The 22,817-nt window shown below is 47.0% G+C and carries 23 protein-coding genes and 1 pseudogene; 20 read left to right on the forward strand and 4 right to left on the reverse strand.

Annotation, left to right across the window (positions count from 1 at the left end; translation table 11 throughout):
* Window positions 1-11: 11 nt before the first annotated feature.
* From cmk to cysM, 9 genes and pseudogenes are all read left to right on the forward strand, one after another.
* Complete coding sequence (gene cmk / locus ICN14_RS00165) at window positions 12-674, forward strand: (d)CMP kinase (RefSeq protein WP_216224017.1); 663 nt, start codon at window positions 12-14, stop codon at window positions 672-674.
* Window positions 675-807: 133 nt separating this feature from the next.
* Window positions 808-2,481, forward strand: a complete 1,674-nt coding sequence (gene rpsA, locus ICN14_RS00170; RefSeq protein WP_216224019.1) for a 30S ribosomal protein S1 — start codon at window positions 808-810, stop codon at window positions 2,479-2,481.
* Window positions 2,482-2,533: 52 nt separating this feature from the next.
* A pseudogene (locus tag ICN14_RS00175) lies at window positions 2,534-2,830 on the forward strand (integration host factor subunit beta); the annotation flags it as partial.
* A 108-nt stretch (window positions 2,831-2,938) separates the two neighbouring features.
* Complete coding sequence (lapB, locus tag ICN14_RS00180) at window positions 2,939-4,150, forward strand: lipopolysaccharide assembly protein LapB (protein WP_216224022.1); 1,212 nt, start codon at window positions 2,939-2,941, stop codon at window positions 4,148-4,150.
* A gap of 21 nt (window positions 4,151-4,171) precedes the next feature.
* On the forward strand, window positions 4,172-5,536 hold the full coding sequence (locus tag ICN14_RS00185; protein ID WP_216224024.1) for a UDP-glucose/GDP-mannose dehydrogenase family protein: 1,365 nt from the start codon (window positions 4,172-4,174) through the stop codon (window positions 5,534-5,536).
* A gap of 50 nt (window positions 5,537-5,586) precedes the next feature.
* Window positions 5,587-6,516 carry a D-glycero-beta-D-manno-heptose-7-phosphate kinase gene (gene rfaE1 / locus ICN14_RS00190; RefSeq protein ID WP_216224025.1) on the forward strand — a complete coding sequence of 310 codons (930 nt, stop codon included), beginning with the start codon at window positions 5,587-5,589 and terminating at the stop codon, window positions 6,514-6,516.
* Complete coding sequence (gene rfaD / locus ICN14_RS00195; protein ID WP_216224026.1) at window positions 6,513-7,532, forward strand: ADP-glyceromanno-heptose 6-epimerase; 1,020 nt, start codon at window positions 6,513-6,515, stop codon at window positions 7,530-7,532. Before rfaE1 ends, rfaD begins: the two co-directional genes overlap by 4 nt.
* Window positions 7,533-7,629: 97 nt before the next feature.
* Entirely contained in the window at window positions 7,630-8,025 is a 396-nt protein-coding gene (locus ICN14_RS00200) for a helix-hairpin-helix domain-containing protein (protein ID WP_216224027.1), read from the forward strand.
* Window positions 8,026-8,066: 41 nt separating this feature from the next.
* Window positions 8,067-8,978 carry a cysteine synthase CysM gene (gene cysM / locus ICN14_RS00205; RefSeq protein ID WP_215333666.1) on the forward strand — a complete coding sequence of 304 codons (912 nt, stop codon included), beginning with the start codon at window positions 8,067-8,069 and terminating at the stop codon, window positions 8,976-8,978.
* 20 nt (window positions 8,979-8,998) lie between these two features.
* On the opposite strand, the gene mltB is transcribed toward cysM, so the two are convergent.
* Entirely contained in the window at window positions 8,999-10,267 is a 1,269-nt protein-coding gene (gene mltB / locus ICN14_RS00210; protein WP_216224028.1) for a lytic murein transglycosylase B, read from the reverse strand.
* An 83-nt stretch (window positions 10,268-10,350) separates the two neighbouring features.
* Here mltB and ICN14_RS00215 point away from each other — a divergent pair, with 83 nt between their 5' ends.
* From ICN14_RS00215 to ICN14_RS00235, 5 genes are read left to right on the forward strand one after another with little or no spacing between them, the layout of a single operon-like run.
* Complete coding sequence (locus tag ICN14_RS00215) at window positions 10,351-11,271, forward strand: histone deacetylase family protein (protein ID WP_216224029.1); 921 nt, start codon at window positions 10,351-10,353, stop codon at window positions 11,269-11,271.
* A 46-nt stretch (window positions 11,272-11,317) separates the two neighbouring features.
* Entirely contained in the window at window positions 11,318-12,970 is a 1,653-nt protein-coding gene (locus tag ICN14_RS00220) for an acyl-CoA synthetase (RefSeq protein ID WP_216224030.1), read from the forward strand.
* Window positions 12,971-13,028: 58 nt separating this feature from the next.
* The gene (locus ICN14_RS00225) at window positions 13,029-13,778 is read left to right on the forward strand and encodes an electron transfer flavoprotein subunit beta/FixA family protein (protein ID WP_216224031.1); all 750 of its coding nucleotides are present in this window, start codon (window positions 13,029-13,031) and stop codon (window positions 13,776-13,778) included.
* Window positions 13,779-14,714 carry an electron transfer flavoprotein subunit alpha/FixB family protein gene (locus ICN14_RS00230; RefSeq protein ID WP_216224034.1) on the forward strand — a complete coding sequence of 312 codons (936 nt, stop codon included), beginning with the start codon at window positions 13,779-13,781 and terminating at the stop codon, window positions 14,712-14,714. It begins immediately after the preceding gene.
* 54 nt (window positions 14,715-14,768) lie between these two features.
* Entirely contained in the window at window positions 14,769-16,556 is a 1,788-nt protein-coding gene (locus tag ICN14_RS00235) for an acyl-CoA dehydrogenase (RefSeq protein WP_216224036.1), read from the forward strand.
* A 56-nt stretch (window positions 16,557-16,612) separates the two neighbouring features.
* Here the strand turns inward: ICN14_RS00235 and ICN14_RS00240 are convergent, their stop codons facing one another.
* Both ICN14_RS00240 and ICN14_RS00245 read right to left on the reverse strand, forming a co-directional pair.
* On the reverse strand, window positions 16,613-17,059 hold the full coding sequence (locus tag ICN14_RS00240) for a hypothetical protein (RefSeq protein ID WP_216224038.1): 447 nt from the start codon (window positions 17,057-17,059) through the stop codon (window positions 16,613-16,615).
* A gap of 36 nt (window positions 17,060-17,095) precedes the next feature.
* Window positions 17,096-17,620: an META domain-containing protein gene (locus ICN14_RS00245; protein WP_216863190.1), complete on the reverse strand. Its 525-nt coding sequence runs from the start codon at window positions 17,618-17,620 to the stop codon at window positions 17,096-17,098.
* Between the two features lie 253 nt (window positions 17,621-17,873).
* Between ICN14_RS00245 and rpsP the strand changes: the two genes are divergently transcribed.
* The 6 genes from rpsP (at window position 17,874) to ICN14_RS00275 (ending at window position 21,850) form a co-directional block, all read left to right on the forward strand.
* A complete protein-coding gene (gene rpsP / locus ICN14_RS00250; protein WP_011902362.1) occupies window positions 17,874-18,119 on the forward strand; it encodes a 30S ribosomal protein S16 in 246 nt (81 codons plus the stop codon).
* A 93-nt stretch (window positions 18,120-18,212) separates the two neighbouring features.
* Window positions 18,213-18,776 carry a ribosome maturation factor RimM gene (rimM, locus tag ICN14_RS00255; protein ID WP_216224040.1) on the forward strand — a complete coding sequence of 188 codons (564 nt, stop codon included), beginning with the start codon at window positions 18,213-18,215 and terminating at the stop codon, window positions 18,774-18,776.
* A 43-nt stretch (window positions 18,777-18,819) separates the two neighbouring features.
* The gene (gene trmD / locus ICN14_RS00260) at window positions 18,820-19,566 is read left to right on the forward strand and encodes a tRNA (guanosine(37)-N1)-methyltransferase TrmD (protein ID WP_216224041.1); all 747 of its coding nucleotides are present in this window, start codon (window positions 18,820-18,822) and stop codon (window positions 19,564-19,566) included.
* Window positions 19,567-19,692: 126 nt separating this feature from the next.
* Complete coding sequence (rplS, locus tag ICN14_RS00265; RefSeq protein WP_215375214.1) at window positions 19,693-20,091, forward strand: 50S ribosomal protein L19; 399 nt, start codon at window positions 19,693-19,695, stop codon at window positions 20,089-20,091.
* 65 nt (window positions 20,092-20,156) lie between these two features.
* Entirely contained in the window at window positions 20,157-20,894 is a 738-nt protein-coding gene (locus ICN14_RS00270) for a CoA pyrophosphatase (RefSeq protein WP_216224042.1), read from the forward strand.
* Window positions 20,891-21,850 (forward strand): CobD/CbiB family protein, encoded by a 960-nt coding sequence (locus ICN14_RS00275; protein ID WP_216224043.1) that lies wholly within the window; start codon window positions 20,891-20,893, stop codon window positions 21,848-21,850. Before ICN14_RS00270 ends, ICN14_RS00275 begins: the two co-directional genes overlap by 4 nt.
* Here ICN14_RS00275 and rsgA read toward each other — a convergent pair.
* A complete protein-coding gene (gene rsgA / locus ICN14_RS00280; protein WP_216224044.1) occupies window positions 21,795-22,808 on the reverse strand; it encodes a ribosome small subunit-dependent GTPase A in 1,014 nt (337 codons plus the stop codon). The genes ICN14_RS00275 and rsgA overlap by 56 nt on opposite strands.
* Window positions 22,809-22,817: the final 9 nt, after the last annotated feature.

Here is a 22,817-nt window from a genome sequence, read left to right on the forward strand (position 1 = left end):
AGTCTTTTTTGATGAATCTGCCTCCAGTCATCGCCATTGATGGACCCACTGCTTCTGGCAAAGGGACGGTTGCCTCCTTGGTGGCTGAAAAGCTGGGTTTTCATTATCTGGATAGTGGGGCGCTATATCGACTGGTTGCCTTGGGTAGTCAAAAAGCATCCATTGACCCCAAAAATGGCCCAGAACTAGGTATTTTGGCCAAAAAACTCGTGATTTCCTTCAGAAATGGGCAAATTTTGCTCAATTCTGAAGATGTGACGGATGCCATTCGCACTGAAAGTATCGGTTTGCGTGCCTCTGCAATTGCGGTACACCCTGAGGTTAGGCAAGCTTTAGTGGGTGTTCAGCATGGTTTTAGGTCTGCTCCAGGCTTGGTTGCTGATGGGCGCGACATGGCAAGTGTCATATTTCCGGATGCAGTTTTGAAGGTTTTTCTCACCGCAACAGCGCAGGCTAGAGCCGAACGACGGTATAAGCAATTGATAGCTAAGGGAATTTCTGCTAAACTAGACGACTTGCTGCATGATTTGCAGGAGCGTGATGCCAGAGACAGTAGTCGAGGTGCCGCACCCTTGCTAGTTGCAGACGGCGCCAAAGTGCTTGAAACATCAGAATTATCGATAGATCAAGCAGTTAAGACGGTTTTAGATTGGTATCAGTCAAAAATAGCTTAATTTTTGGTGGGCAGTAGAAGTTGTTTTGGTGTCTTAAGAAACTCTACAACGCGATTTTCTAATTTAGCGTGTTTCTTGGGGCTTTTTTAACCTAACCCGTCAGGCCTTCTGGCGGCACAAAGTGAATATATAAATGTCTGAATCATTTGCAGAACTATTTGAAGAATCATTAACCCGATCGAATATGAAGACCGGCCAAGTTATTTCGGCTGAAGTACTTCGCATCGACCATAACTTCGTCGTTGTTAACGCTGGATTGAAATCCGAAGCGTTTATTCCTGTTGAAGAATTCCATAACGACGCTGGCGAGATTGAAGTAGCTCCTGGCGATTTCGTTTCTGTTGCTATTGACGCTCTTGAGAACGGCTATGGCGACACAATCCTTTCCCGTGACAAAGCTAAGCGCTTGGCATCATGGATGAATTTGGAAAAAGCTCTCGAGCAAGCTGAAATCGTTACCGGTACTGTTACTGGTAAGGTTAAAGGCGGCTTGACAGTCATGGTTAACGGTATCCGCGCATTCTTGCCGGGATCACTCGTTGACACACGCCCAATCAAAGACACCACCCCTTACGAAGGTAAGACGATGGAGTTCAAGGTTATCAAGCTTGACCGTAAGCGTAACAACGTAGTGTTGTCACGTCGTGCTGTTGTTGAAGCTAGCCAAGGTGAAGAGCGCGCGAAGTTGATGTCTAACCTCAAAGAAGGTAGCGTTGTTCAAGGTATCGTTAAGAACATCACTGACTACGGCGCATTCGTGGACCTCGGTGGTATCGATGGCCTCTTGCACATTACCGATTTGGCATGGCGTCGTGTGCGTCACCCAAGCGAGATGTTGACTGTTGGCCAAGAAGTTACAGCTAAGATTTTGAAGTTTGATCAAGAGAAGAACCGTGTTTCACTCGGCGTGAAACAACTTGGTGATGATCCATGGGTTGGTATCGCTCGTCGTTACCCACCAAACACCCGTTTATTCGGTAAGGTAACTAACCTGACTGACTACGGTGCGTTCGTTGAAATCGAATCTGGTATCGAAGGTTTGGTACACGTTTCTGAAATGGATTGGACTAACAAGAACGTTGCTCCAAGCAAAGCTACTGCATTAGGAACCGAAGTTGAAGTAATGGTTCTGGATATTGATGAAGACAAGCGTCGTATCAGCTTGGGCATCAAGCAGTGCAAAGCGAATCCATGGGAAGAGTTCTCACGTGGCCAACAAAAAGGCGACAAGCTGACTGGCGCAATCAAGTCTATTACTGACTTTGGTGTGTTCATTGGTTTGCCTGGCGGTATCGACGGTTTAGTTCACCTCTCAGACCTCTCATGGAATGAGCCAGGAGAAGAAGCTGTTAAGAAATACAAAAAAGGCGACGAAGTTGAAGCTACTGTATTGGCCATTGATGTTGAGAAAGAGCGTATCTCTCTCGGTATCAAGCAATTGTCTGGTGACCCATTTAATAACTACACATCCGTAAGCGACAAGGGCAGCCTTGTAACTGGTACTGTGAAGGCTGTTGATGCTAAGGGTGCAACTATTCACTTGGCTGATGAAGTTGAAGCTTACTTACGTGCTTCTGAGATCTCAACAGATCGCGTTGAAGATGCACGCAATGTATTGAAAGAAGGCGATAGCGTAACTGCAATGATCATCAACATTGATCGTAAGTCACGTGTAATCAACCTTTCAATCAAAGCTAAAGACAGCTCTGACCAACAAGACGCTATGAGCAAACTCCAAGGTGATGCGCAGTCCGGCACAACCAACTTGGGTGCTTTGTTAAAAGCGAAGTTGGACAATCAAGGCTAAATCAATATCGCCGCTTTCCACTAGGAGAGCGGCGGTTTTTTATTGATAGATCATGTCAGATCAAGAGCAACAAGCAATTACTCGCTCCGAACTCGTGGAGAGCTTGGCGGAACAGTTTCCCCAGCTTTTACCTCGCGATGTGGAGTTGGCAGTAAAAACATTGCTAGACACCATGACTCACGCTTTAGCCGAAGGCAAGCGGATTGAGTTGCGGGGTGTTGGCAGCTTTGTTTTGCATCACCGTCCTGCACGAACTGGTCGCAACCCAAAATCTGGTGAGAAAGTATTGATCCCAGAAAAACGCGTGCCCCATTTCAAGCCTGGCAAAGAATTACGTGAGCGCGTTGATTACAAACCTCTGAAGCAAGTGAGCCCTAAAGAGGGTTCTGGTGCCTAGTCACATAGCGCATATCCAGTGGTCCATTCGGACCATTTTTTTATTTAAGATCTGCACAGCATGATTCAGATTGCAACCTCCTGGCTACTGTTATTACCAGTCATGTTTGGTATTGGTTGGCTGGCTTCGCGCTGGGATTTGCGTCTTGAGAATCGCATGGATGAGCGTGAGCGTATGCGTCAGCAACGCTCAACATTTAAAGGTTTAAGTCTGTTACTCAATGAGCAGCCAGATCAGGCGATTGAGACTTTGGTCAAGATCGCTCAACTCGATCCTGAAACAATCGAACTGCATTTTGCTTTAGGTAATTTATTCCGTCGCCGTGGCGAGACTGAGCGTGCAATTCGAGTTCACCAGCACCTTGCTAATCGCGATGACTTAAAGCCGCGCGATCGCGATCATGCTGCCTATGAATTGGGTCGTGATTTTCTGCGTGCCGGTTTATTAGATCGTGCCGAAGCATCATTAAATCGCGTGGGTGAAGGTAAGTTTGCTGCCCCAGCTAAAGAGAGTTTGCTTGAGATGTATCAGATCGAGCGAGACTGGAAAAAAGCCATCGTTGCCGCTAGTGAGCTTGAGGGTTTGCAAGGAAAATCCCACCATACTGAAATTGCCCAGTTTCATTGCGAATTGGGTCAAGAGGCATTACGCCGCAAGGATTTGCCAGAGGTAGAGCAATCCGTTCAATTGGCCTTGCAAGCCGTTCCACATCATGCGCGTGCGCTGATTTTGCAAGGTGATTATCTGATTGCAATGGATCGTCCGGCACAGGCGATCGAGGTATGGGCTGTGATTGCTAAAACACATCCTGCTTATATGCACTTACTCGCAGATCGTTGGATGGCGGCGCATGCTGCGTTGGATAAAGCAGATGTGGGTTTAAGTGCGCTTTGTGAGTTGTTGAAAACCCAAGCTTCTGGTGAGTTGCTCGACATTGTGCAAAAGCATATGACTCAAATTCGTGGTGCTCAAGCTGCTGAAGTGATGCTAGTTGAAGTGATGCAGCATTCACCAAGCTTGAGTGCACTTTCCAAGTTAGCTGAGACCCGTTTAGCTCTGGCGGAAAGCAACGGTACACCAGAGCGAGTATCGGATTTACAGGCAACACTCAGTTTATTGAAGCAGCGTACAACCAGTTTGGCCCGTTATACCTGTGGCAATTGTGGTTTCCGTGCGAGACGTTTTTACTGGCAATGCCCGGGTTGTAATCATTGGGAGGCATACTCCCCAAGACGCAGTGAGGGAGCCGTTCCTAGCGGCCCTTCCATGTAATCTGAATTACTTGGAGATATTTTGAAAGTCACCATCATCGGCAGTGGTTACGTTGGTCTTGTTACTGGCGCTTGTTTAGCAGAGCAGGGTAATAACGTCTTTTGCGTTGACGTAGATCCTAAGAAAATTGAGATTCTCAATTCTGGTAGCGTACCGATTTACGAGCCGGGCCTCAAAGAGATGATTGAGCGCAATCGCGCTGCTGGCCGTTTGCAGTTCTCTACTGATATTGCTGCTTCTGTTGCGCATGGCGATATTCAATTTATCGCGGTAGGCACCCCTCCTGATGAAGATGGCTCAGCTGATCTTCAGTACGTTGTAGCGGCTGCTCGCAATATTGGTCGTCATATGACCACCCCTAAAGTAATCGTTGATAAATCGACTGTGCCAGTGGGCACTGCTGATAAGGTTGGCGCTGCTATTGTTGAAGAGCTCCAAAAAAGAAGTCTCTCACCAGAGTTATGCTCCGTAGTCTCCAATCCTGAGTTCCTTAAAGAAGGCGCAGCAGTAGAAGACTTTATGCGCCCAGATCGTATCGTGATCGGTACGCAAAATACGCCAGCGGGTCTGCGCGCTAAGGAGCAAATGCGCAAGCTCTACGCACCATTTAACCGTAATCACGAGCGCACCTATTACATGGATGTGAAAAGTGCTGAGTTAACTAAATACGCAGCTAATGCCATGTTAGCCACCCGCATTTCCTTTATGAACGAGTTGGCCAATCTGGCTGACTTAGTCGGTGCAGATATTGAAGCAGTACGCCAGGGCATTGGTTCAGACTCTCGTATTGGCTACGGCTTTTTGTACTCTGGTACTGGCTATGGCGGTTCTTGCTTTCCAAAGGATGTTTCCGCTCTATCCAAGACTGCTATTGAACATGGCAGAGATCTAAAGATCCTCGATGCCGTTGAAGCAGTCAATGAAGCCCAGAAATACATCTTGGTAGAAAAGATTGAAAAGCGCTTTGGTTCTGATCTTAAGGGTAAGAAGTTCGCTATGTGGGGTTTAGCCTTTAAACCTAATACCGACGATATGCGTGAAGCGCCAAGTCGTGTGATTATTCAAGAGCTGGTCAAGCGTGGTGCTCAGATCGTTGCTCATGATCCAGTAGCCATGCCAGAAACCAAACACTGCCTCGAGATGGACTTTAAAGGCAACCCAGAGGGCCTTAAACAAGTGACTTTGGTGGATGACCCGATGGCAGCAACCCAAGATGCGGATGCCTTAGTAATTGTTACTGAGTGGAAAGCCTTCCATAGTCCTGATTTTGAGCTTCTCAAAGCCAAACTCAAAAACCCCATCATCTTTGATGGCCGTAATCTGTATGAGCCTCAAGCTATGCAAGAATTAGGCATTGAGTACCAGGGTATTGGCCGTCATAATTAATTAGAAGTAAAAAAGAATCCATTCGAAAGATTAGAGAGATTAGTTACATCGTGGAAAAAGCTAACCGAGAACAATTTTCTAAAGCCCGCTTATTAGTGGTGGGTGATGTCATGCTTGATCGCTATTGGTTTGGTGATACGAATCGGATATCTCCTGAGGCGCCAGTACCTGTTGTTCAAGTGGGCAAAATTGATGAGCGTTTAGGTGGCGCTGCCAACGTGGCTCGCAACGTAGCTGCTCTCGGTGCGAATACAACGATCTTGGGTGTGATTGGCGATGATGAGCCGGGCAATCGCGTAACAGAGTTGCTGAAGTCTAGTGGTGTTGATAGCCAGCTTGAAATCGATAGCAAGGTGCCGACTACTGTGAAGTTGCGCGTCATTGCAAGACAACAACAATTGATTCGTTTGGATTTTGAAGAGGCTCCTAGTGAGGCTGCTTTGGCGCATAAGTTAGAGCGTTACGAGAAGCTTGTAGGCGATGCTGATGTAGTGATTTTGTCTGACTACGGCAAAGGCGCTTTGGGCCAAGTAGCTTTAATGATTGAGCAAGCTCGCGTTCAAAAGAAAATGATCTTGGTAGATCCTAAAGGCGATGACTACGCTAAATATCGTGGTGCCACCGTTCTCACGCCAAACCGTAGTGAGTTGCGTCAGGTAGTTGGTCAATGGTCTAGTGAAGAAGATCTCACTAAAAGAGCGCAGGATCTTAGAAAATCTTTAGATCTCGAGGCACTTCTCCTTACTCGCTCTGAAGAAGGCATGAGTTTATTTACCGATGCTGGAGTGATCCACGTTAAGGCGCAGGCACGTGAAGTGTTTGATGTGTCTGGTGCAGGTGATACAGTTATTGGCACTCTTGCAGTGGCCTTAGCAGCCGGCTGGCCACTTGAAAGAGCGATGGCTTTGGCTAATCGGGCCGGTGGCATTGTCGTTGGTAAGCTGGGTACAGCCACCGTTACTTCTGAGGAATTGCAATGACGATTATCGTAACTGGCGCTGCTGGATTTATTGGTGCCAATATTGTTCAGGCGCTCAATGCGCGTGGTGAGAAAAATATCATTGCGGTCGATGATTTACGTCCCGCTGACAAGTATCGCAATCTTGCGGATTTAGACATCATTGATTACCTTGATAAAGACGAATTTCTGGAGTCATTTAGAAGTGGTCGCTTTGGCAAGGTGAGGGCAGTGTTTCATGAGGGGGCTTGCTCCGATACGATGGAAACTGACGGCATCTTCATGATGGCGAATAATTTCCGTTACACCGTGGACTTGCTCGATATCTGTACAGAGCAAAAAGTGCAGTTACTGTACGCCTCTTCAGCTGCCACTTATGGCGGTTCTGATGTCTTTGTAGAGAGCCGCGAGCATGAAAAGCCATTAAATATTTATGGTTACTCTAAGTTTTTATTTGATCAAGTGATGCGCAAACGCTTTGCTGAAAAAGCCAATACTGCGCAAGTAGTCGGATTTAGGTACTTCAATGTCTATGGGCCACGTGAATCACACAAAGGTCGTATGGCTTCAGTAGCCTTTCATCAATACCACCAGTACAAGGCCAATGGCAAAGTAAAGCTTTTTGGTGAATATGGTGGTTATGGCGCTGGCGAGCAAAGTCGTGACTTTGTCTCAGTAGAAGACGTTGTAAAAGTGAATTTGTACTTCTTAGATCACCCGGAAATCAGCGGTATCTTTAATTTGGGTAGTGGTCGTGCACAGCCATTCAATGATGTTGCTCATGCTGTAGCAAACGCCATGCGCAAAATCGATAATGCCAATCCTGCTAGCTTAGAAGAGTTGGTCAAAGAAAAGGCGATTGAGTACATTCCATTTCCGGATGCACTTAAAGGCAAGTACCAGTGCTTTACGCAAGCAGATTTAACCAAGCTGCGCGCGGCTGGATACTCAGAACCCTTCCTCAATGTGGAGCAGGGCGTCAGTCGTTATATCGCCTGGCTATCAGCCAATGCAGATTTCTTGGCAAGCCCACTATAGGTAGTTAAAAACAGTCAACCGACTGAATCTCCATTCGTTGTAACTGATCCACTTGCACTTCGTGTAAGTGGATTTTTTATTAACCGATGGAGATTAGATGAATCAATTATTAAAGTCTTTGGTATTTTCAGTATTTGTAGCTGTTTCAGGATTAGCTGCTGCTTCGCCAGTCAATGTCAATACCGCCACTCAGTCTGAGTTAGAAAGTATTAAAGGGATTGGACCATCCAAAGCGAAAACAATTATTGCCGAGCGTTTGGATGGTGGGCATTTTCAGGATGCTAATGATCTGCAAAAACGGGTACGTGGTATCGGCATGAAATCCGTAGAAAAGATGGTGGATAACGGTTTAACCATTGAGGCGCCCAGTTCTTTTCGTGAACCGCACGGCAGGACTAGTAAAGAGGGCTCCAAGGCTAGCAGACGTGGCTCACGCGGTCAAAGCGGTTCGCGCCATTCTTCGGATCGTGCGGAACCAAGTCGCCGAAATTAAACCCTTTTACGTCTAGCCTGGCTTATGGCTAAAATGGTTTCATGAGCACACCTTCTTACTTAACTATTTCACAGACCGTGGGTAATACACCCCTGGTTCGTTTGCAACGCATTCCTGGCGCAGAAAATGATTCCAAAAATAATCTGATCTTAGGAAAGTTGGAGGGTAATAATCCAGCGGGGTCGGTGAAAGACCGGCCTGCGCTGTCGATGATCCTGCGCGCTCAAGAGCGTGGCGAAATTAAGCCTGGCGACACTCTCATTGAAGCTACTAGTGGTAACACTGGCATTGCTTTAGCAATGACTGCTGCGATGTTGGGCTACAAGATGGTTTTGGTGATGCCTGAGAACCAGAGTATTGAGCGTCGACAAAGTATGGCTGCTTATGGTGCTGAGTTAATTTTGACGGCAGCTTCTGGTGGTATGGAGTTTGCCCGCGACTATGCGCTGCAATTACAAAAAGAGGGTCGCGGCAGATTGCTTGATCAATTTGCAAATCCGGATAACCCACGTGCTCACATCGAAACCACTGGCCCAGAAATCTGGCGCGATACGGATGGCCAGGTTACGCATTTCATTTCAGCGATGGGAACCACCGGAACAATTACCGGAGTTTCTACCTATCTGAAATCCATGAATCCCAATATTCAAATTATTGGCGCTCAACCGGAGGAAGGTTCGCAAATTCCAGGTATCCGTAAATGGGCTCCAGAGTACCTCCCAAAAATTTATCAAGGTGATAAGGTTGATCGCATTGAATATGTGAGTCAAGCAGATGCCGAAGAAATGGCCCGCCGCCTCGCGGCTGAAGAGGGTATTTTCTGTGGGATTTCAGCTGGTGGCGCTTTAGTTGTTGCCTTGCGAATCGCTCGTCAGGTAGAGAATGCAACGATTGTCTTTATTGTTTGCGACCGCGGTGATCGCTACCTCTCAACTGGAGTGTTCCCGGCGTAATACATTCAGCCGAAAGTGAATTAAGTCTGCTTTTGTTTTTTCTTGCTAGGAGTCTTCTTGGGCTTGGATTTAACTGCATCACCTGACTTTACTTCTGGCTTCGCTTTGGTCGAAGCTACAGGCACTACGCTTTGGTTCTTGTATCCCAGCGCTTCTGCAAACTCAGCAACACTTTGTGCGTAAAAGTAGCTGCGGTTGTATTGCACAATCGTCAGGAAATTATTTAAACCAACAACATAGCGAACCTGATCGTTACCATCCTTATCGGGGTAGGGAAGATCGACAATGAGCGCCTTACTTTGCGGCTCAACTCCGCCCAATTGAAGGTCACCTTGGTCTTTAGCTAAGATGCCTTTTGCAATGAGTTCTTGAACTGAGTATTTCAGCTGAGGTTCACCGTCCGCCAGAGCTTTCGCTTCGCTAATGGCACTTTCCTGTACAGGGAAGTAAATCGGCATTCCTGGTTGCCAGCCATGCTTTCTCATAAAGTTAGCCACACTAGCAATCGCATCCTTAGGACTCTGCTTGAGGTCAATATGACCATCGCCATCACCATCTACTGCAAAGCTGCGAATACTGCTCGGCATGAATTGGGGTAAGCCGATGGCGCCTGCATAAGAGCTGTTCTGATTTAAGCAGGCATTAAAGCGAGTTTGATTCAGCCCTTGTTTACTATTGTTGGCAGGCAAACTGCCGCCGCCCTCGGTCCAGCACATGAGGATGAGTTCTTGGAGCTGGTCTTTAAATAGCTGTTCTCGGCTAGCTTTGTTAGGTGTATCTGGATAGCTGAAGGCCAATGTAGAAAGCACATCCTTTACCCGGAAATTTCCAGTTTGACGGCCATAGATGGTTTCGATCCCAATAATGGAGACAATGACTTCCGCTGGAACTCCTGAATCTTGCTCAACCTTGGTCAAGAAGGCCTGGTTTTGCTCCCAAAAGGCCTTGCCGGCCTTAAGTCGTACCGGTTCAATGAAGCGCTTGCGATAGGCAACCCAATTCTTTTTAAAGCTACCCGATGGGGGTAACACCAATTTGCGTATGGACGGAATCGTTTTAGCATCTGAGAAGCCTGATTCAAGGCTTGTCTGAGGGATTCCCTGGGTTTGTGCAATTTGGGTGATTAATTGATTGAGGTTTTGACTAAAGCGGGCTTCTGTTGCGGCATCCTCAGACTGGTTTACGATAGTCTCTGTAGGGCTAACTTGCTGAGTAGGGGTGCTGGAGCAAGCACCAAGCAGTAGCGCTATGAATAGTGTTGAAGCAAGGTAGGGGACGCGAAAATTCATGGATAAGAAAATGGGTTTTTGAAGGGTTGGCAGGTTTTATTAGATTATAAAAATTACAGTTTTGCTATTGAGGATTTCTAGTAATGACAACAGGATACATAACTCATCCAGATTTTCTAAAACATGAGATGGGCAGTCATCATCCCGAGTGCCCGGAACGCATTCAGGCGATCAATGATCAGTTAATTCGTAGTGGTATCGATCGCTTTCTACATCATCTCGATGCGCCACTGGCAACTGAAGATCAATTGGAGTTAGTTCACAGTCCAGATCACATTGCCTTTGTTAAAGAGCGTTCACCAGCTAGCGGTTATTTCATGCTTGATGGTGACACCATTATGAACCCCCATACTTGGAGCGCCGCGCTTCGTGCGGCAGGCGCTGCTATTGCGGGTGTTGATGCAGTGATGAAGGGCGAGGTTGAAAATGTGTTTTGTGCGGTTCGCCCCCCGGGTCATCATGCGGAGCCAACCCGCTCGATGGGCTTTTGTGTCTTTGATAACGTCGCTGTAGCTGCGCGGTATGCGATGGAGACATACGGTATCGAACGTGTGGCCATCATCGATTTTGATGTGCATCACGGCAACGGTACTGAGGCGGCATTTTTTAATGATCCCAATGTGCTGATGTGCAGCTTCTTTCAGCATCCGTTTTATCCATACAGCGGCTTGGATGGAGCGAATAATATGGTGAATGTCCCCTTGCCGGCTTCTACTCGAGGCGATGTAGTGCGCTCGATAGTAGAGGAGCAGTGGTTGCCACGTTTACGTGATTTTGAGCCAGAGCTCATCATTATCTCCGCAGGCTTTGATGCTCACCGTGAGGATGATTTGGGGCAGATGGGTTTAGTAGAGGACGACTATGCCTGGATTACTAAGCAGCTTAAAGGTGTTGCTAGTCAATTTGCCCAAGGTCGCATCGTCAGCTGCCTGGAGGGTGGCTACAACCTCTCCGCGCTAGGGCGCAGCGTGGTCGCGCACGTCAAAGCACTTGCTGACATTTAAATGTCATAGAAATGTAGATTAAATAAGATCAATATCTAAGGAACGCATGGCTAATATTTTTGAGCAGGGATTAGATCGCAACCCAGCGAACTTCACCCCGATCACTCCACTATTATTTCTTGAGCGATCAGCTGAAGTATATCCAGATCGTTTGGCAATTATTCATGGCAAATTGCGTCAGACTTGGAGTCAGACCTATGAGCGTTGTCGTCGCTTAGCAAGCGCGCTGCAAATGCATGGCATTGGTTTGGGGGATACGGTTGCCGTCATGTTGCCCAATACGCCACCCATGGTTGAAGCGCATTTTGGCATTCCGATGGCTGGGGCGGTACTAAATGCCTTGAACACGCGCCTTGACCCTGAGTCTGTCGCCTTTATGCTGAATCACGGCGAAGCAAAAGTCGTGATCGTGGATCCTGAATTCTCTGGGGTAATGAAAAAAGCCCTCGAGATCGCCAAGAAAGAAAGTGGGCGCGAGTTTTTAGTGATTGATGTCGAGGAAAAAGAATTTGATATTCCCGGTGAGAAGCTTGGCAAACTCACTTATGAAAAATTCCTATCTGAGGGCGATCCTCAATTTGCATGGCAAGTCCCTGCGGATGAATGGCAAGCGATTTGCTTGAATTACACCTCGGGAACAACCGGTAATCCAAAGGGCGTGGTGTATCACCATCGTGGCGCAGCGATTAATGCCGTGTCGAATATTTTGGATTGGGATATTAATAAGCACCCGATTTACCTCTGGACACTCCCAATGTTCCATTGCAATGGCTGGTGTTTCCCTTGGACAGTAGCTGCACGCGCCGGTATTAACGTGTGTTTACGTCGTGTTGATGCCCAGCATATATTCGCTGCCATTAAAGATCATGGTGTTACGCATTACTGCGCTGCCCCGATTGTGCACAACCTGTTAGTGAATGCCTCTGATGAATTAAAAGAGGGGGTACCTGCTGGCGTAAAAGGTTTAATTGCGGGTGCTGCACCTCCAGCTTCGATCATTGAGGGTATGGAAAAGCTCGGCTTTGATTTGACACATGTCTATGGCTTAACCGAGGTTTATGGCCCGGCAGCAGTTTGTGTGAAGCAGGACGAGTGGAATGAAGTGGATATTGGTGAGAGAGCTCGCCTCAATGCTCGCCAAGGTGTTCGCTATCACATGCAACAAGCAATTGCCGTTCTTGATCCTGAAACCCTTGTACCTGTTCCAGCTGATGGCGAGACGATGGGTGAGATTATGTTTAAGGGCAATATCGCCATGAAGGGTTACCTCAAGAATGAGAAGGCAACCAAAGAGGCCTTCGAGGGCGGTTGGTTTCATTCAGGTGACTTGGCGGTGATGAATCCCGATGGCTATGTAAAGATGAAAGATCGTAGCAAGGACATCATCATTTCCGGCGGCGAAAATATTTCTTCCGTGGAGGTTGAAGATGTTCTCTATCGTCACCCTGCAGTAATGGCTGCCGCAGTAGTTGCGAAGCCTGATCCTAAGTGGGGCGAAACGCCTTGCGCCTTTTTGGAGATTAAGCCAGGCATAGAAGTGACTCCTGCCGACATCATTGCTCATTGCAAGCAGCATCTGGCTGGATTTAAGGTTCCTAGAGCCATTGTGTTCTGTGAGCTTCCAAAGACCTCTACTGGAAAGATCCAGAAGTTTGAACTTCGCAAGCAGGCTGGCTCGGCTTCAGCAATCGATGTCTAGCCCTAGTTGGGGCTAGGCGGATAAAATAGAAAAGTTACTCAAAAATAGAGAATTCAGCATGAAAATTTTAGTAGCAGTAAAGCGTGTCGTTGATTACAACGTCAAAATTCGGGTGAAATCAGATAACTCCGGTGTCGATCTGGCAAACGTCAAAATGAGCATGAACCCATTTGATGAAATTGCAGTTGAAGAGGCTGTTCGACTAAAAGAGGCTGGCGTTGCTACTGAAGTAGTGGTGGTTTCTGCTGGACCAACTCAATGTCAAGAAACGCTGCGTACTGCATTAGCGATCGGTGCGGATCGCGCCATCTTGGTTGAAACCGATGCTGAATTACAGCCTTTAGCAGTTGCAAAAATTCTCAAGGCGCTTTCTGAAAAAGAACAAGCACAGATCGTGATCTTGGGTAAGCAGGCAATTGATGACGATAGCAACCAGACCGGCCAGATGTTAGCGAGCTTGCTAGATATCCCACAGGCAACCTTTGCTTCCAAAGTGGTAGTTGCAGACGGCAAGGCAAGCGTAACTCGCGAGGTAGATGGTGGCTTAGAAACCATTGCAATTACTTTGCCTGCAGTTATTACAACTGATTTGCGTTTGAATGAACCACGTTATGTGACTTTGCCAAACATTATGAAAGCCAAGAAGAAGGCTTTGGAAATCGTGAAGCCTGAAGAGCTTGGTGTTGACGTTGCCCCACGCCTCAAAACCCTCAAAGTAGAAGAGCCGCCAAAGCGCTCTGCTGGTGTGATGGTGGCTGATGTAGCGGCTTTGGTAGATAAACTTAAAAATGAAGCGAAGGTGATTTAAATGGCCGCACTCGTTATTGCTGAACACGACAATCAATCCTTAAAAGCAGCTACGCTCAATGCGGTAGCAGCCGCTTTGCAGTGCTCCCCTGAGGTGGACCTATTGGTGGCTGGTAGCGGCGCTGATGCTGCTGCTTCCGCCGCGGCTCAAATCGCTGGAGTGCGTAAAGTGATTCAAGTGGACGCCCCATCTTTAGCCGATCAACTCGCTGAACCTTTAGCTGCGCAGATTCTTTCTATCGCTAGTGCTTACAGCCACATCCTGGCACCTGCAACTGCCAATGGCAAGAATGTATTGCCACGCGTTGCTGCTAAGTTGGATGTAGCGCAGTTATCGGATATCACCAAAGTTGTTTCATCTGATACCTTTGAGCGACCGATTTATGCTGGTAATGCGATTGCTACCGTCCAATCTACTGATCCAGTTAAGGTCATTACGGTTCGTACTACTGGGTTTGATCCGGTTGCTGCAAGCGGTGGATCAGCTGCAGTTGAAAAGCAAGCAGCTATTGAGGCTCCTGGTAAATCATCGTTCGTAGGTCGTGAACTCACTAAGTCAGATCGTCCTGAACTCACTGCCGCCAAAATCATCGTATCCGGTGGTCGTGGTTTAGGTTCTGGTGAGAAGTATCAAGAGATTGTTGTGCCTTTGGCTGACAAGCTCGGTGCTGCACTTGGCGCCTCACGCGCCGCAGTAGACGCTGGTTATGTTCCAAACGACTATCAGGTGGGCCAGACTGGCAAGATTGTTGCTCCACAGTTATATATCGCAGTAGGCATCTCTGGTGCGATTCAGCATTTGGCGGGCATGAAAGACTCTAAGGTGATCGTAGCGATTAACAAAGATCCTGAAGCACCAATCTTTAGTGTTGCTGATTACGGTTTAGTTGCGGATTTAAATACTGCCGTACCTGAGTTGACTAACTTACTCGGTTAAGGCGATTCAAGATATCTTTTTAACTATCTTCACCTCTGATTTATAGGAATACTTATGCCGTATGTAGCCCCAGTAAAAGACATGCTATTTGTGATGAACGAACTAGCGGGGCTATCTGAGGTGGTTTCCTATCCCTCCTATGCTGAGGCTGGCGCCGATGTGGATTTGGCCCCAGCGATTTTGGAGGAGTCTGCTAAATTCAATCAAGACGTTGTAGCACCTCTCAATTGGCCTAGTGATCAAAGTCCTAGTTCACTAAAGGATGGAGTTGTAACAACTGCGCCAGGCTTTAAAGAGGCTTTCGAACAATTTGCTGCAGCAGGTTGGCAGGGTGTTGTTCACCCTGCAGAGTTTGGCGGTCAAGGCTTGCCTAAACTCATTGCTACTGCTTGCTTTGAGATGGTGCATTCAGCTAGCTTGTCGTTCGCCTTGTGTCCGATGCTGACCGATGGTGCGATTGAGGCTTTATTAACTGCAGCAAGCCCCGAGTTGCAAGAGCGCTATGTGCCTAAGATGATCTCTGGAGAGTGGACTGGATCCATGTGCCTCACTGAGCCTCAAGCAGGCTCTGATTTATCAATGGTGCGTTCTCGCGCTGTGCCTGATGCTGACGGCACATACAAAATTTTTGGTACCAAAATCTACATCACCTACGGTGAGCACGATATGGCAAAAAATATTGTCCATCTCGTACTGGCTAGAACGCCAGATGCGCCAGAGGGTGTGAAAGGCATCTCTTTATTTGTAGTGCCGAAGTTCTTGGTGAATGCAGATGGTTCTCTTGGCGAACGTAACGACGTTCATTGTGTCTCGATTGAGCACAAGCTTGGCATTAAGGCCAGCCCAACTGCAGTCTTACAGTTTGGTGATCATGGTGGCGCCACCGGTTACTTGGTAGGCGAAGAAAATCGCGGCTTGGAATACATGTTCGTCATGATGAACGCCGCTCGTTTTGCAGTTGGTATGCAAGGTATTGCAGTTGCAGAGCGTGCATATCAAAAGGCAGTTCAGTATGCCAAGGACCGAGTTCAGAGTCGTGACCTAGCTGGCTCTCCAGGTCCTGTAGCCATTATTCATCAGCCTGATGTGAAGCGGATGTTGATGACCATGCGTGGCTACATTGAGGCATCTAGAGCATTGGCGTATTACGCTGCAGCTGCTTATGATGCACAACATGCATCGCCGGATGAAGTGGCTCGTAAGCAGAATCAAGCGGTATATGAATTCCTGGTCCCGATTGTGAAGGGCTTCTCGACTGAGATGTCGATTGAGGTTGCAAGTTTAGGTGTGCAGGTTCATGGTGGCATGGGTTTTATTGAAGAGACGGGTGCAGCACAACACTACCGTGATGCTCGTATTCTGACAATCTATGAAGGCACCACAGCGATTCAGGCAAATGATTTGATCGGTAGAAAAACAGTGCGTGATGGTGGCGCAACTGCAAAGCTATTCTCAGAAAAAATCCAGCAAACCGAAAAAAATCTTGCAAGCAGTGGCACCGCGGATGCAAAAGCAGTGTTAAATCAATTAACGCCAGCCCGCTTAGCTTTTGAATCCGCTTTTGCATATATCGTGGCGAATGCTAAGACGGATATCAAAGCAGTATATGCAGGTAGTTTTGCTTACTTGCGTTTATGTGGTTTGGTAATGGGTGCCTGGCAAATGGCACGCGCTTTACTGGCTGCGCAAGAGTTACGTGCGGGTGATCCTAATTTCTATGATGCTAAGATTGCAACTGCACGCTTCTTTGCAGAAAATCTATTGCCACAATCTCAAGCTCTCGCAACATCGATCCTGGAGAGTGGGCAATCTACTAACGCACTGACAGCGGAGCAGTTTTAAGATTTAAATAACTATCGCAGCCTATCAAAAGCTACACATCAAAAAAGCTATCCGCATTACTGGGATAGCTTTCTTGCTTCTTGAAGTTGGGAGATGAAGAATTGTTCAAATGCAATTGCCAAGAAGGTCATCATGACACCCGCACCAAACACCAAAGAAAAAATCACTGTCAACACAACTGGCCAGCCTGATTTAGTTGCTCTACTGGGTTCTAAGTCTGGATTAAATTGCGCATCCCATTTTTCATCAGCGCGTAAGCCATAGGCAATAGTAGTTAACCAGCTTGCCTCAAGAGTGATGAAGCCGAAAGTAACAAGAACCCAGCCCGGTGCAGAGTGGAAGTGCGCCTCTTTGAGAATCAGCCAACCAGCGATTCCGCCAACAAATGAAAATAGTTGAGCCCATCCCCAAAAGGATTTAATTCCTTGTAGATAAAAACAGTTCAAGCCGGTCCCAGGAAAAAATAATCCAAGTGAGCAAAATAGGAGTTTGTATTTTTTCATGAAGACTTTCGGTGATGTATTTATATAAAGATTGAATTATTTTGCTGAATTATTTTTTTGTATGAAGCTTAAAACTTCACGATCTGCGCCAATCATCAGGAGTTGATCACCGTTGCGCACAATTGAGCGGTAATCATTTAACTCATAGAGAAAGTCATTTTCTAGCTCCATGCGTTGTGGTGAGCAGGCCATTTTTGTGGCGGCGATTTGATCCAACGTAAAGCCTCTGGCATCTTCAGTAATGCGTGCAGTAAAGCGATTGCAGCCCGTGGATCCACTCACGCGCTCACCATTGGCATCAAAGATGATTTGGATTGGGTTGCTATTGTCACCCTGAGGGATTTGTCGGGAGCGAACTTCGCCTTTGGCATTGGGTGCGAGATTCCAGCGGACTAGCTCCCATTTGGTATTGCGGAACTCGCTACTAGGAGGGCTTGTTTTGGCGTTGCATGGCGGAATGACATTGGCGCAGGCGGTCAAAAAACCCAAGCCAAGGAAAGAAAGAATCAGAAAAAAGCGCTTTATAGGGCCTCTGGAGGGTCTAAAAATAGCAGTTTTCATGGCGATATTTCTGTAAGTTATTGTTTTTAATAATTATTTTATGATCTACTGAGTTCTATTCTACTGTTGATGCCAAAAGGGTGCCCGCTTAAATAGGTGGATCAAGTAGGGGTTTTCGTCTAGAATATGAGGTTTTCCGCTATACCGTGCATTTGTTTTGTTAATTTGCTCAGTTAGTTGGAGCCCAAGATTTTGTAGTAATTTCATTGGGTTGTAATCAACCTGTTTTCATTTTAGATTTTAAGGAATAAGTATGGTCGTCATTCGACTGGCACGCGGCGGTTCAAAGAAGCGCCCTTTTTATAGCATCGTGGCTACAGACAAGCGCAATCGTCGCGACTCGAACTTTATCGAGCGTATTGGTTACTTCAATCCACAGGCAGCAGCGACAGAGCAAGCAATGCGTATTGCTCAAGATCGTTTGACCTATTGGACTGGTGTTGGTGCGCAGATCTCTCCAACAGTAGTTCGTTTAATCAAAAACAATCCTGCGGTTTAAAGACTTCAAATCCAAAGACTTTTTCTTAGCGATGAAGTCTTTGGTAGCAGAATTTACTTGTAGTGTTATTTGGGGAGTTGAGGTGGCTTCAATATGAATACACCTTCCCTAGATGATTTGATTGAGCTCGGTGCAGTTCAGGACGCTCAAGGCTTACAGGGTCAGATTAAGGTTCGCCCTCATTCTTCCGATCCCGTAGCGCTCTTATCTAGCAAAGAACTTTGGTTATCTCTCATTCCTCGTCGGAGTGAGGGTGTTGCTGCGTCTCATGAGCAGGCCTCATTAAAGCTTTATAAGGTGAAGCAGGCCAAGATGCATAGCGGTACCGTAGTGATTGCCTTAGATGGCATCACTGATCGCGATCAGGCTGAGGCTTTAAAAGGTGCTCGCATCTTAGTTGCGCGCGAAGTATTTCCAAAAGCAGAGAGCGATAGCTATTACTGGGTCGATCTGATCGGTTGCAAAGCAATTAATATTCAAGGCGAGAGCCTGGGTGAGGTGATTGATGTTAACGATAACGGTGCTCACGGAATCATTGCTCTTGGCGATCCAGAAACCAAAACAGTAAAACAGCTAGTGCCTTTCGTAAAAGAAGTGGTGCAAAACGTTGATTTACCCAATAGGCTAATTACTCTAGATTGGCAGGCTGACTGGTAGTTGGCACTAAATGCAAAAAAGTAATTGATCTTCTATTTCCAATATGCGCTTTGATGTAGTTACCTTATTTTCTGAAATGTTCCCAGCTTTAACTCAGTGGGGCATTACTGGGCGCGCTTGTGAACAGGGCCTTGCCAGCGTCAATCTCTGGAATCCCCGCGATTATTGTTCTGATCCACGCAAGACTGTGGATGATCGCCCCTATGGCGGTGGTCCTGGCATGGTCATGATGGCAAAACCATTGGAAGACACGATATCTGCTGTTAGAGCGGCACATCAAACTCAGCAAGTCCAGTCTGGTCCAATTTGCCTCTTGGCACCTCAGGGAGAGGTCTTTTCTCAGAAGATAGCGACAGATATCCTTAATTACGGCAATTTAATCTTTATTTGTGGTCGATATGAGGCTGTTGACCAGCGTTTTATCGATCGAAACGTCGATTTACAGCTTTCTATGGGTGATTTTGTGGTTTCTGGTGGTGAATTGCCAGCCATGACCATGATGGACGCGGTCATTCGTCTCATTCCAGGGGCCTTAGGGGATGGAGAGTCTGTCATCCAGGATAGCTTTATTAATGGCCTTTTGGACTACCCACACTACACTCGCCCTGAAATATATGAAAATTTATCTGTCCCAGACGTGCTTTTGGGCGGACATCACGCTAAAATAGCGGATTGGCGTCGGCAGAAGTCTTTAGAGCTGACGCTAAGGCTTAGACCTGATTTAATTAAATCAGCAAGAGCTAATGGGTTGCTAAGTAAAGAAGATGAGCAATTTCTTCGAACGCTGTAAGTAATTATGGTTTTGAATGAAGTGTTTGTGTTTTGATTTAGTGAAATGGTTTTAACTGCATCCTCTGTCTGGTCCGTTGATGAAAGTCTCGGGATTAAACGCTGACAAGATGTTTAAGGATTAATAATGAATTTGATCGAAAAAATTGAGCAAGAAGAAATTGCTCGCTTAAGTGCTAACAAAGTGCTCCCTACTTTCGCTCCTGGCGATACAGTAGTTGTTGGCGTAAACGTAGTTGAAGGTACACGTAAGCGTACCCAGGCCTTTGAAGGCGTTGTGATTGCTAAGCGCAATCGCGGACTGAATTCAAGCTTTATCGTTCGCAAGATTTCATCTGGCGAAGGTGTAGAGCGTACATTCCAAACTTACTCACCATTGATCGCTAGCATTGAAGTGAAGCGTCGCGGTGATGTACGTCGTGCCAAGTTGTACTACTTGCGCGATCGTTCAGGTAAGTCTGCACGTATTAAAGAAAAACTTCCTGCACGCAAAGTTAAAGCAGTTGCTGAGACAGTAGCGGAATAAGGTTTGCTTTAATCCAAAAAAGAAGGCGACCTAGGTCGCCTTTTTTATTGCCCTAAAATAAGCTAATGACTCAGAATCAGAAACCCCAAGAGCAAAAATTGAGTGCAGCCACTCCATTGAGTTTTGATGCTCAGGCAATTCCGATTCATGAGGTGTGTACTGATCAGCCCATCGTAGCTGCACATCATTTGCATCCAGCGAATCTAAAGAGTCGTTTTTTCAATCCCCCCGCTTGGCAGCCGGAGATTACTGATGAGAATCGACAGGTCATTGCGGCAGGCATTATTCAAAATCGCCAAGCTGCTGGAAAAATAACCCAGGCGGCGGTGCTGATTCCTTTGCTACTGAAAGCTGACGGACTGTCGGTGTTGCTGACTCAAAGAACCGATCATTTGCATGACCATGCTGGTCAAATTAGCTTTCCGGGCGGACGGATGGATCCGGGTGATTCCAGCCCTAATGACACCGCTTTGCGAGAAAGTGAAGAAGAAATTGGCTTGGATCGACACGGAGTGGAGGTCATTGGCCATTTGCCCCAGTATTTAACGGTTTCGGGCTATAGTGTGACGCCAGTTGTGGGATTGGTAAAACCTCAGGCAGAATATGTCTTAGATGCTTTTGAAGTCGCAGATGTTTTTGAAGTGCCTTTACATTTTTTAATGGACCCTGCAAATCATCAAGTGCGAGTCTGGGAGAGTGATCAGGGTAGTCGTCGGTTTTATTCAATGCCCTATGAAAATCGTTTTATCTGGGGTGCTACTGCGGGCATGTTGCGTAACCTTTATCATTTATTAAAAGTATGACTTTCTTTTCTATTCTCTTTGCCCTCATTGCTGAGCAATATCGCCCAGTAACTTCGACTCATTGGATCGCGCGCATGAGTGCTCGCTGGTTAGATTGGGTCGCCGGTGAATTCGGTGGCAAGACCGAAGAAGGCGCGAGCCCTGTGGGCGCTCGTATGGCATGCTTGGTCGCATTTATTCTGCCAACGTTTCTTGTCTTCGTGCTTTATGTGGTCTTCATGGTGACTTTCCCAATTTTGGGATTCCTGTGGAACGTATTAATTGCTTATCTATTTTTTGGCTTTCGCCAATTTAGTCATTCCTTCACACTGGTTCATGAAGCGATTGCAAATCATGATTTGCCAGCAGCGCGTGCGGCCCTGGGCGAGTGGTATGGCCCTGAATTAGATGCTTCCAATCTCACAGAGACTGAAGTGATTTCTCTTGCGCTAGAGCGCGCCATTATTGGTTCACATCACCATGTATTTGGTGTGCTGTTTTGGTTCTTAATGCCAATGGGTCCAGCAGGCGTGGTCTTGTATCGCTTGGCTGATACAGCCGCTCAGCGCTGGTCGGAAAAAGGTGACTTCAATTTAAGTGAAGCAGCGCGTCATTTCTTCTACGTATTGGATTGGGTTCCTGCACGTATTACCGCGATGGGCTTTGCGATCGTGGGTAACTTTGAAGGTGCAGTCTATGCATGGCGTCACTTAACTGGTAAATGGTCTGACTCTTTATCAGCAGTGATCTTGGCATCCGGTAGTGGCGCCTTAGGTGTTCGTTTGGGTGAGCCTATGAGCGAGCCTGATAGCGATGAAGCTTTGCGTATGGCTGAAGCTGGTGAGCCCGTTGTTTACGAAGTGGGCCTTGAGCCGAATGAGCGCACGATGCGCTCTGCAATTGGTTTAGTTTGGCGTTTAGTTATCGCTTGGATGGCTTTATTGCTAATGCTGACCATCGCTCTTTGGCTTGGCTAATTCCCTGAATCTGCGTATCGGCTGTTTTTGAGTCGGACCGCAATTGTCTAAATAGCGCCAGTCTTTCTGGCGCTATTTCATTTCTATCTACAGCTTCACGTATCGCACAATCCGGCTCAGTTTGGTGGGCGCAGTTATGAAAGCGGCACTTGCCCAGTAAGTCATGAAACTCCCTAAAGGCATGCTCGAGTTCGCTCACTGACATGTGTGCCAAGCCAAACTCCTGAAAGCCTGGAGAATCGATTAAAGCACCCAATTTGCCATTAACATCCCGCCCCCAAGCTTCAGGCAGCTCAAAGTAGCGGCAAGCGGTGGTGGTGTGTTTGCCGGTATCGAGGCGAACTGAGTACTCTTGAGTAATTGCTGCTGCATTTGGAACCCAGGCATTGAGTAGGCTCGATTTGCCCATGCCGGATTGGCCTACAAACACCGAGACTTTGCCGCAGATAGCGGGGCGCAATGCTTCGATGGAGGCTTCGTCAAACTTGGCGGATACCTCTGTTACGGGATAGCCCATGCGCGCGTAGGGTGCAATGATCTTGCGAGCGTGCTCTAAGTTATCTTTAAGATCGCACTTATTTAATAGGATATGCAAACCAATATTATTCGTCTCTGCAGCAACAACAGCTCTTCCCAAAAGATCGGGGGAGAAAGCGGGTTGCGTAGCCAGGACGACTAATATTTGATCTACATTCGAGGCGATCAATTTGCTTTTAAAAGCATCGGATCGATAGAGTAAATTTTCTCGTGGCTCAATGCGAACAATGCGTGCCTGATCTGCTGAAGTCATCTCCAACAGCATACGATCGCCTACCGCACCAATATGCTGCTTCGCTGGAGTGCTTACCTGAATTAATTCACCGACAGGAGATTCATTTCCACGCTCATCTTTGACTAAGCGTTGCGCTAAATAATGCCTTCCGTAGGAGGCGGTAAGTAGCGCATGAAATTGTTCCATTAACTAAAT

It is taken from the genome of Polynucleobacter sp. MG-27-Goln-C1 (genome assembly GCF_018881905.1).
In the GTDB taxonomy this organism is placed as follows: domain Bacteria; phylum Pseudomonadota; class Gammaproteobacteria; order Burkholderiales; family Burkholderiaceae; genus Polynucleobacter.

Excerpts from the sequence above, each read along its gene's own strand:
- ICN14_RS00225 (WP_216224031.1), top strand. The coding sequence starts at position 13,029 with ATGAAAATTTTAGTAGCAGTAAAGCGTGTCGTTGATTACAACGTCAAA.
- ICN14_RS00270 (WP_216224042.1), top strand. The coding sequence starts at position 20,157 with ATGACTCAGAATCAGAAACCCCAAGAGCAAAAATTGAGTGCAGCCACT.
- rplS (WP_215375214.1), top strand. The coding sequence starts at position 19,693 with ATGAATTTGATCGAAAAAATTGAGCAAGAAGAAATTGCTCGCTTAAGT.
- ICN14_RS00275 (WP_216224043.1), top strand. The coding sequence starts at position 20,891 with ATGACTTTCTTTTCTATTCTCTTTGCCCTCATTGCTGAGCAATATCGC.
- ICN14_RS00240 (WP_216224038.1), bottom strand. The coding sequence starts at position 17,059 with ATGAAAAAATACAAACTCCTATTTTGCTCACTTGGATTATTTTTTCCT.
- rsgA (WP_216224044.1), bottom strand. The coding sequence starts at position 22,808 with ATGGAACAATTTCATGCGCTACTTACCGCCTCCTACGGAAGGCATTAT.
- ICN14_RS00245 (WP_216863190.1), bottom strand. The coding sequence starts at position 17,620 with ATGAAAACTGCTATTTTTAGACCCTCCAGAGGCCCTATAAAGCGCTTT.
- ICN14_RS00200 (WP_216224027.1), top strand. The coding sequence starts at position 7,630 with ATGAATCAATTATTAAAGTCTTTGGTATTTTCAGTATTTGTAGCTGTT.
- mltB (WP_216224028.1), bottom strand. The coding sequence starts at position 10,267 with ATGAATTTTCGCGTCCCCTACCTTGCTTCAACACTATTCATAGCGCTA.
- cmk (WP_216224017.1), top strand. The coding sequence starts at position 12 with ATGAATCTGCCTCCAGTCATCGCCATTGATGGACCCACTGCTTCTGGC.
- lapB (WP_216224022.1), top strand. The coding sequence starts at position 2,939 with ATGATTCAGATTGCAACCTCCTGGCTACTGTTATTACCAGTCATGTTT.
- rfaD (WP_216224026.1), top strand. The coding sequence starts at position 6,513 with ATGACGATTATCGTAACTGGCGCTGCTGGATTTATTGGTGCCAATATT.
- rpsA (WP_216224019.1), top strand. The coding sequence starts at position 808 with ATGTCTGAATCATTTGCAGAACTATTTGAAGAATCATTAACCCGATCG.
- cysM (WP_215333666.1), top strand. The coding sequence starts at position 8,067 with ATGAGCACACCTTCTTACTTAACTATTTCACAGACCGTGGGTAATACA.
- rpsP (WP_011902362.1), top strand. The coding sequence starts at position 17,874 with ATGGTCGTCATTCGACTGGCACGCGGCGGTTCAAAGAAGCGCCCTTTT.
- ICN14_RS00220 (WP_216224030.1), top strand. The coding sequence starts at position 11,318 with ATGGCTAATATTTTTGAGCAGGGATTAGATCGCAACCCAGCGAACTTC.
- ICN14_RS00215 (WP_216224029.1), top strand. The coding sequence starts at position 10,351 with ATGACAACAGGATACATAACTCATCCAGATTTTCTAAAACATGAGATG.
- trmD (WP_216224041.1), top strand. The coding sequence starts at position 18,820 with ATGCGCTTTGATGTAGTTACCTTATTTTCTGAAATGTTCCCAGCTTTA.
- ICN14_RS00235 (WP_216224036.1), top strand. The coding sequence starts at position 14,769 with ATGCCGTATGTAGCCCCAGTAAAAGACATGCTATTTGTGATGAACGAA.
- rimM (WP_216224040.1), top strand. The coding sequence starts at position 18,213 with ATGAATACACCTTCCCTAGATGATTTGATTGAGCTCGGTGCAGTTCAG.
- ICN14_RS00230 (WP_216224034.1), top strand. The coding sequence starts at position 13,779 with ATGGCCGCACTCGTTATTGCTGAACACGACAATCAATCCTTAAAAGCA.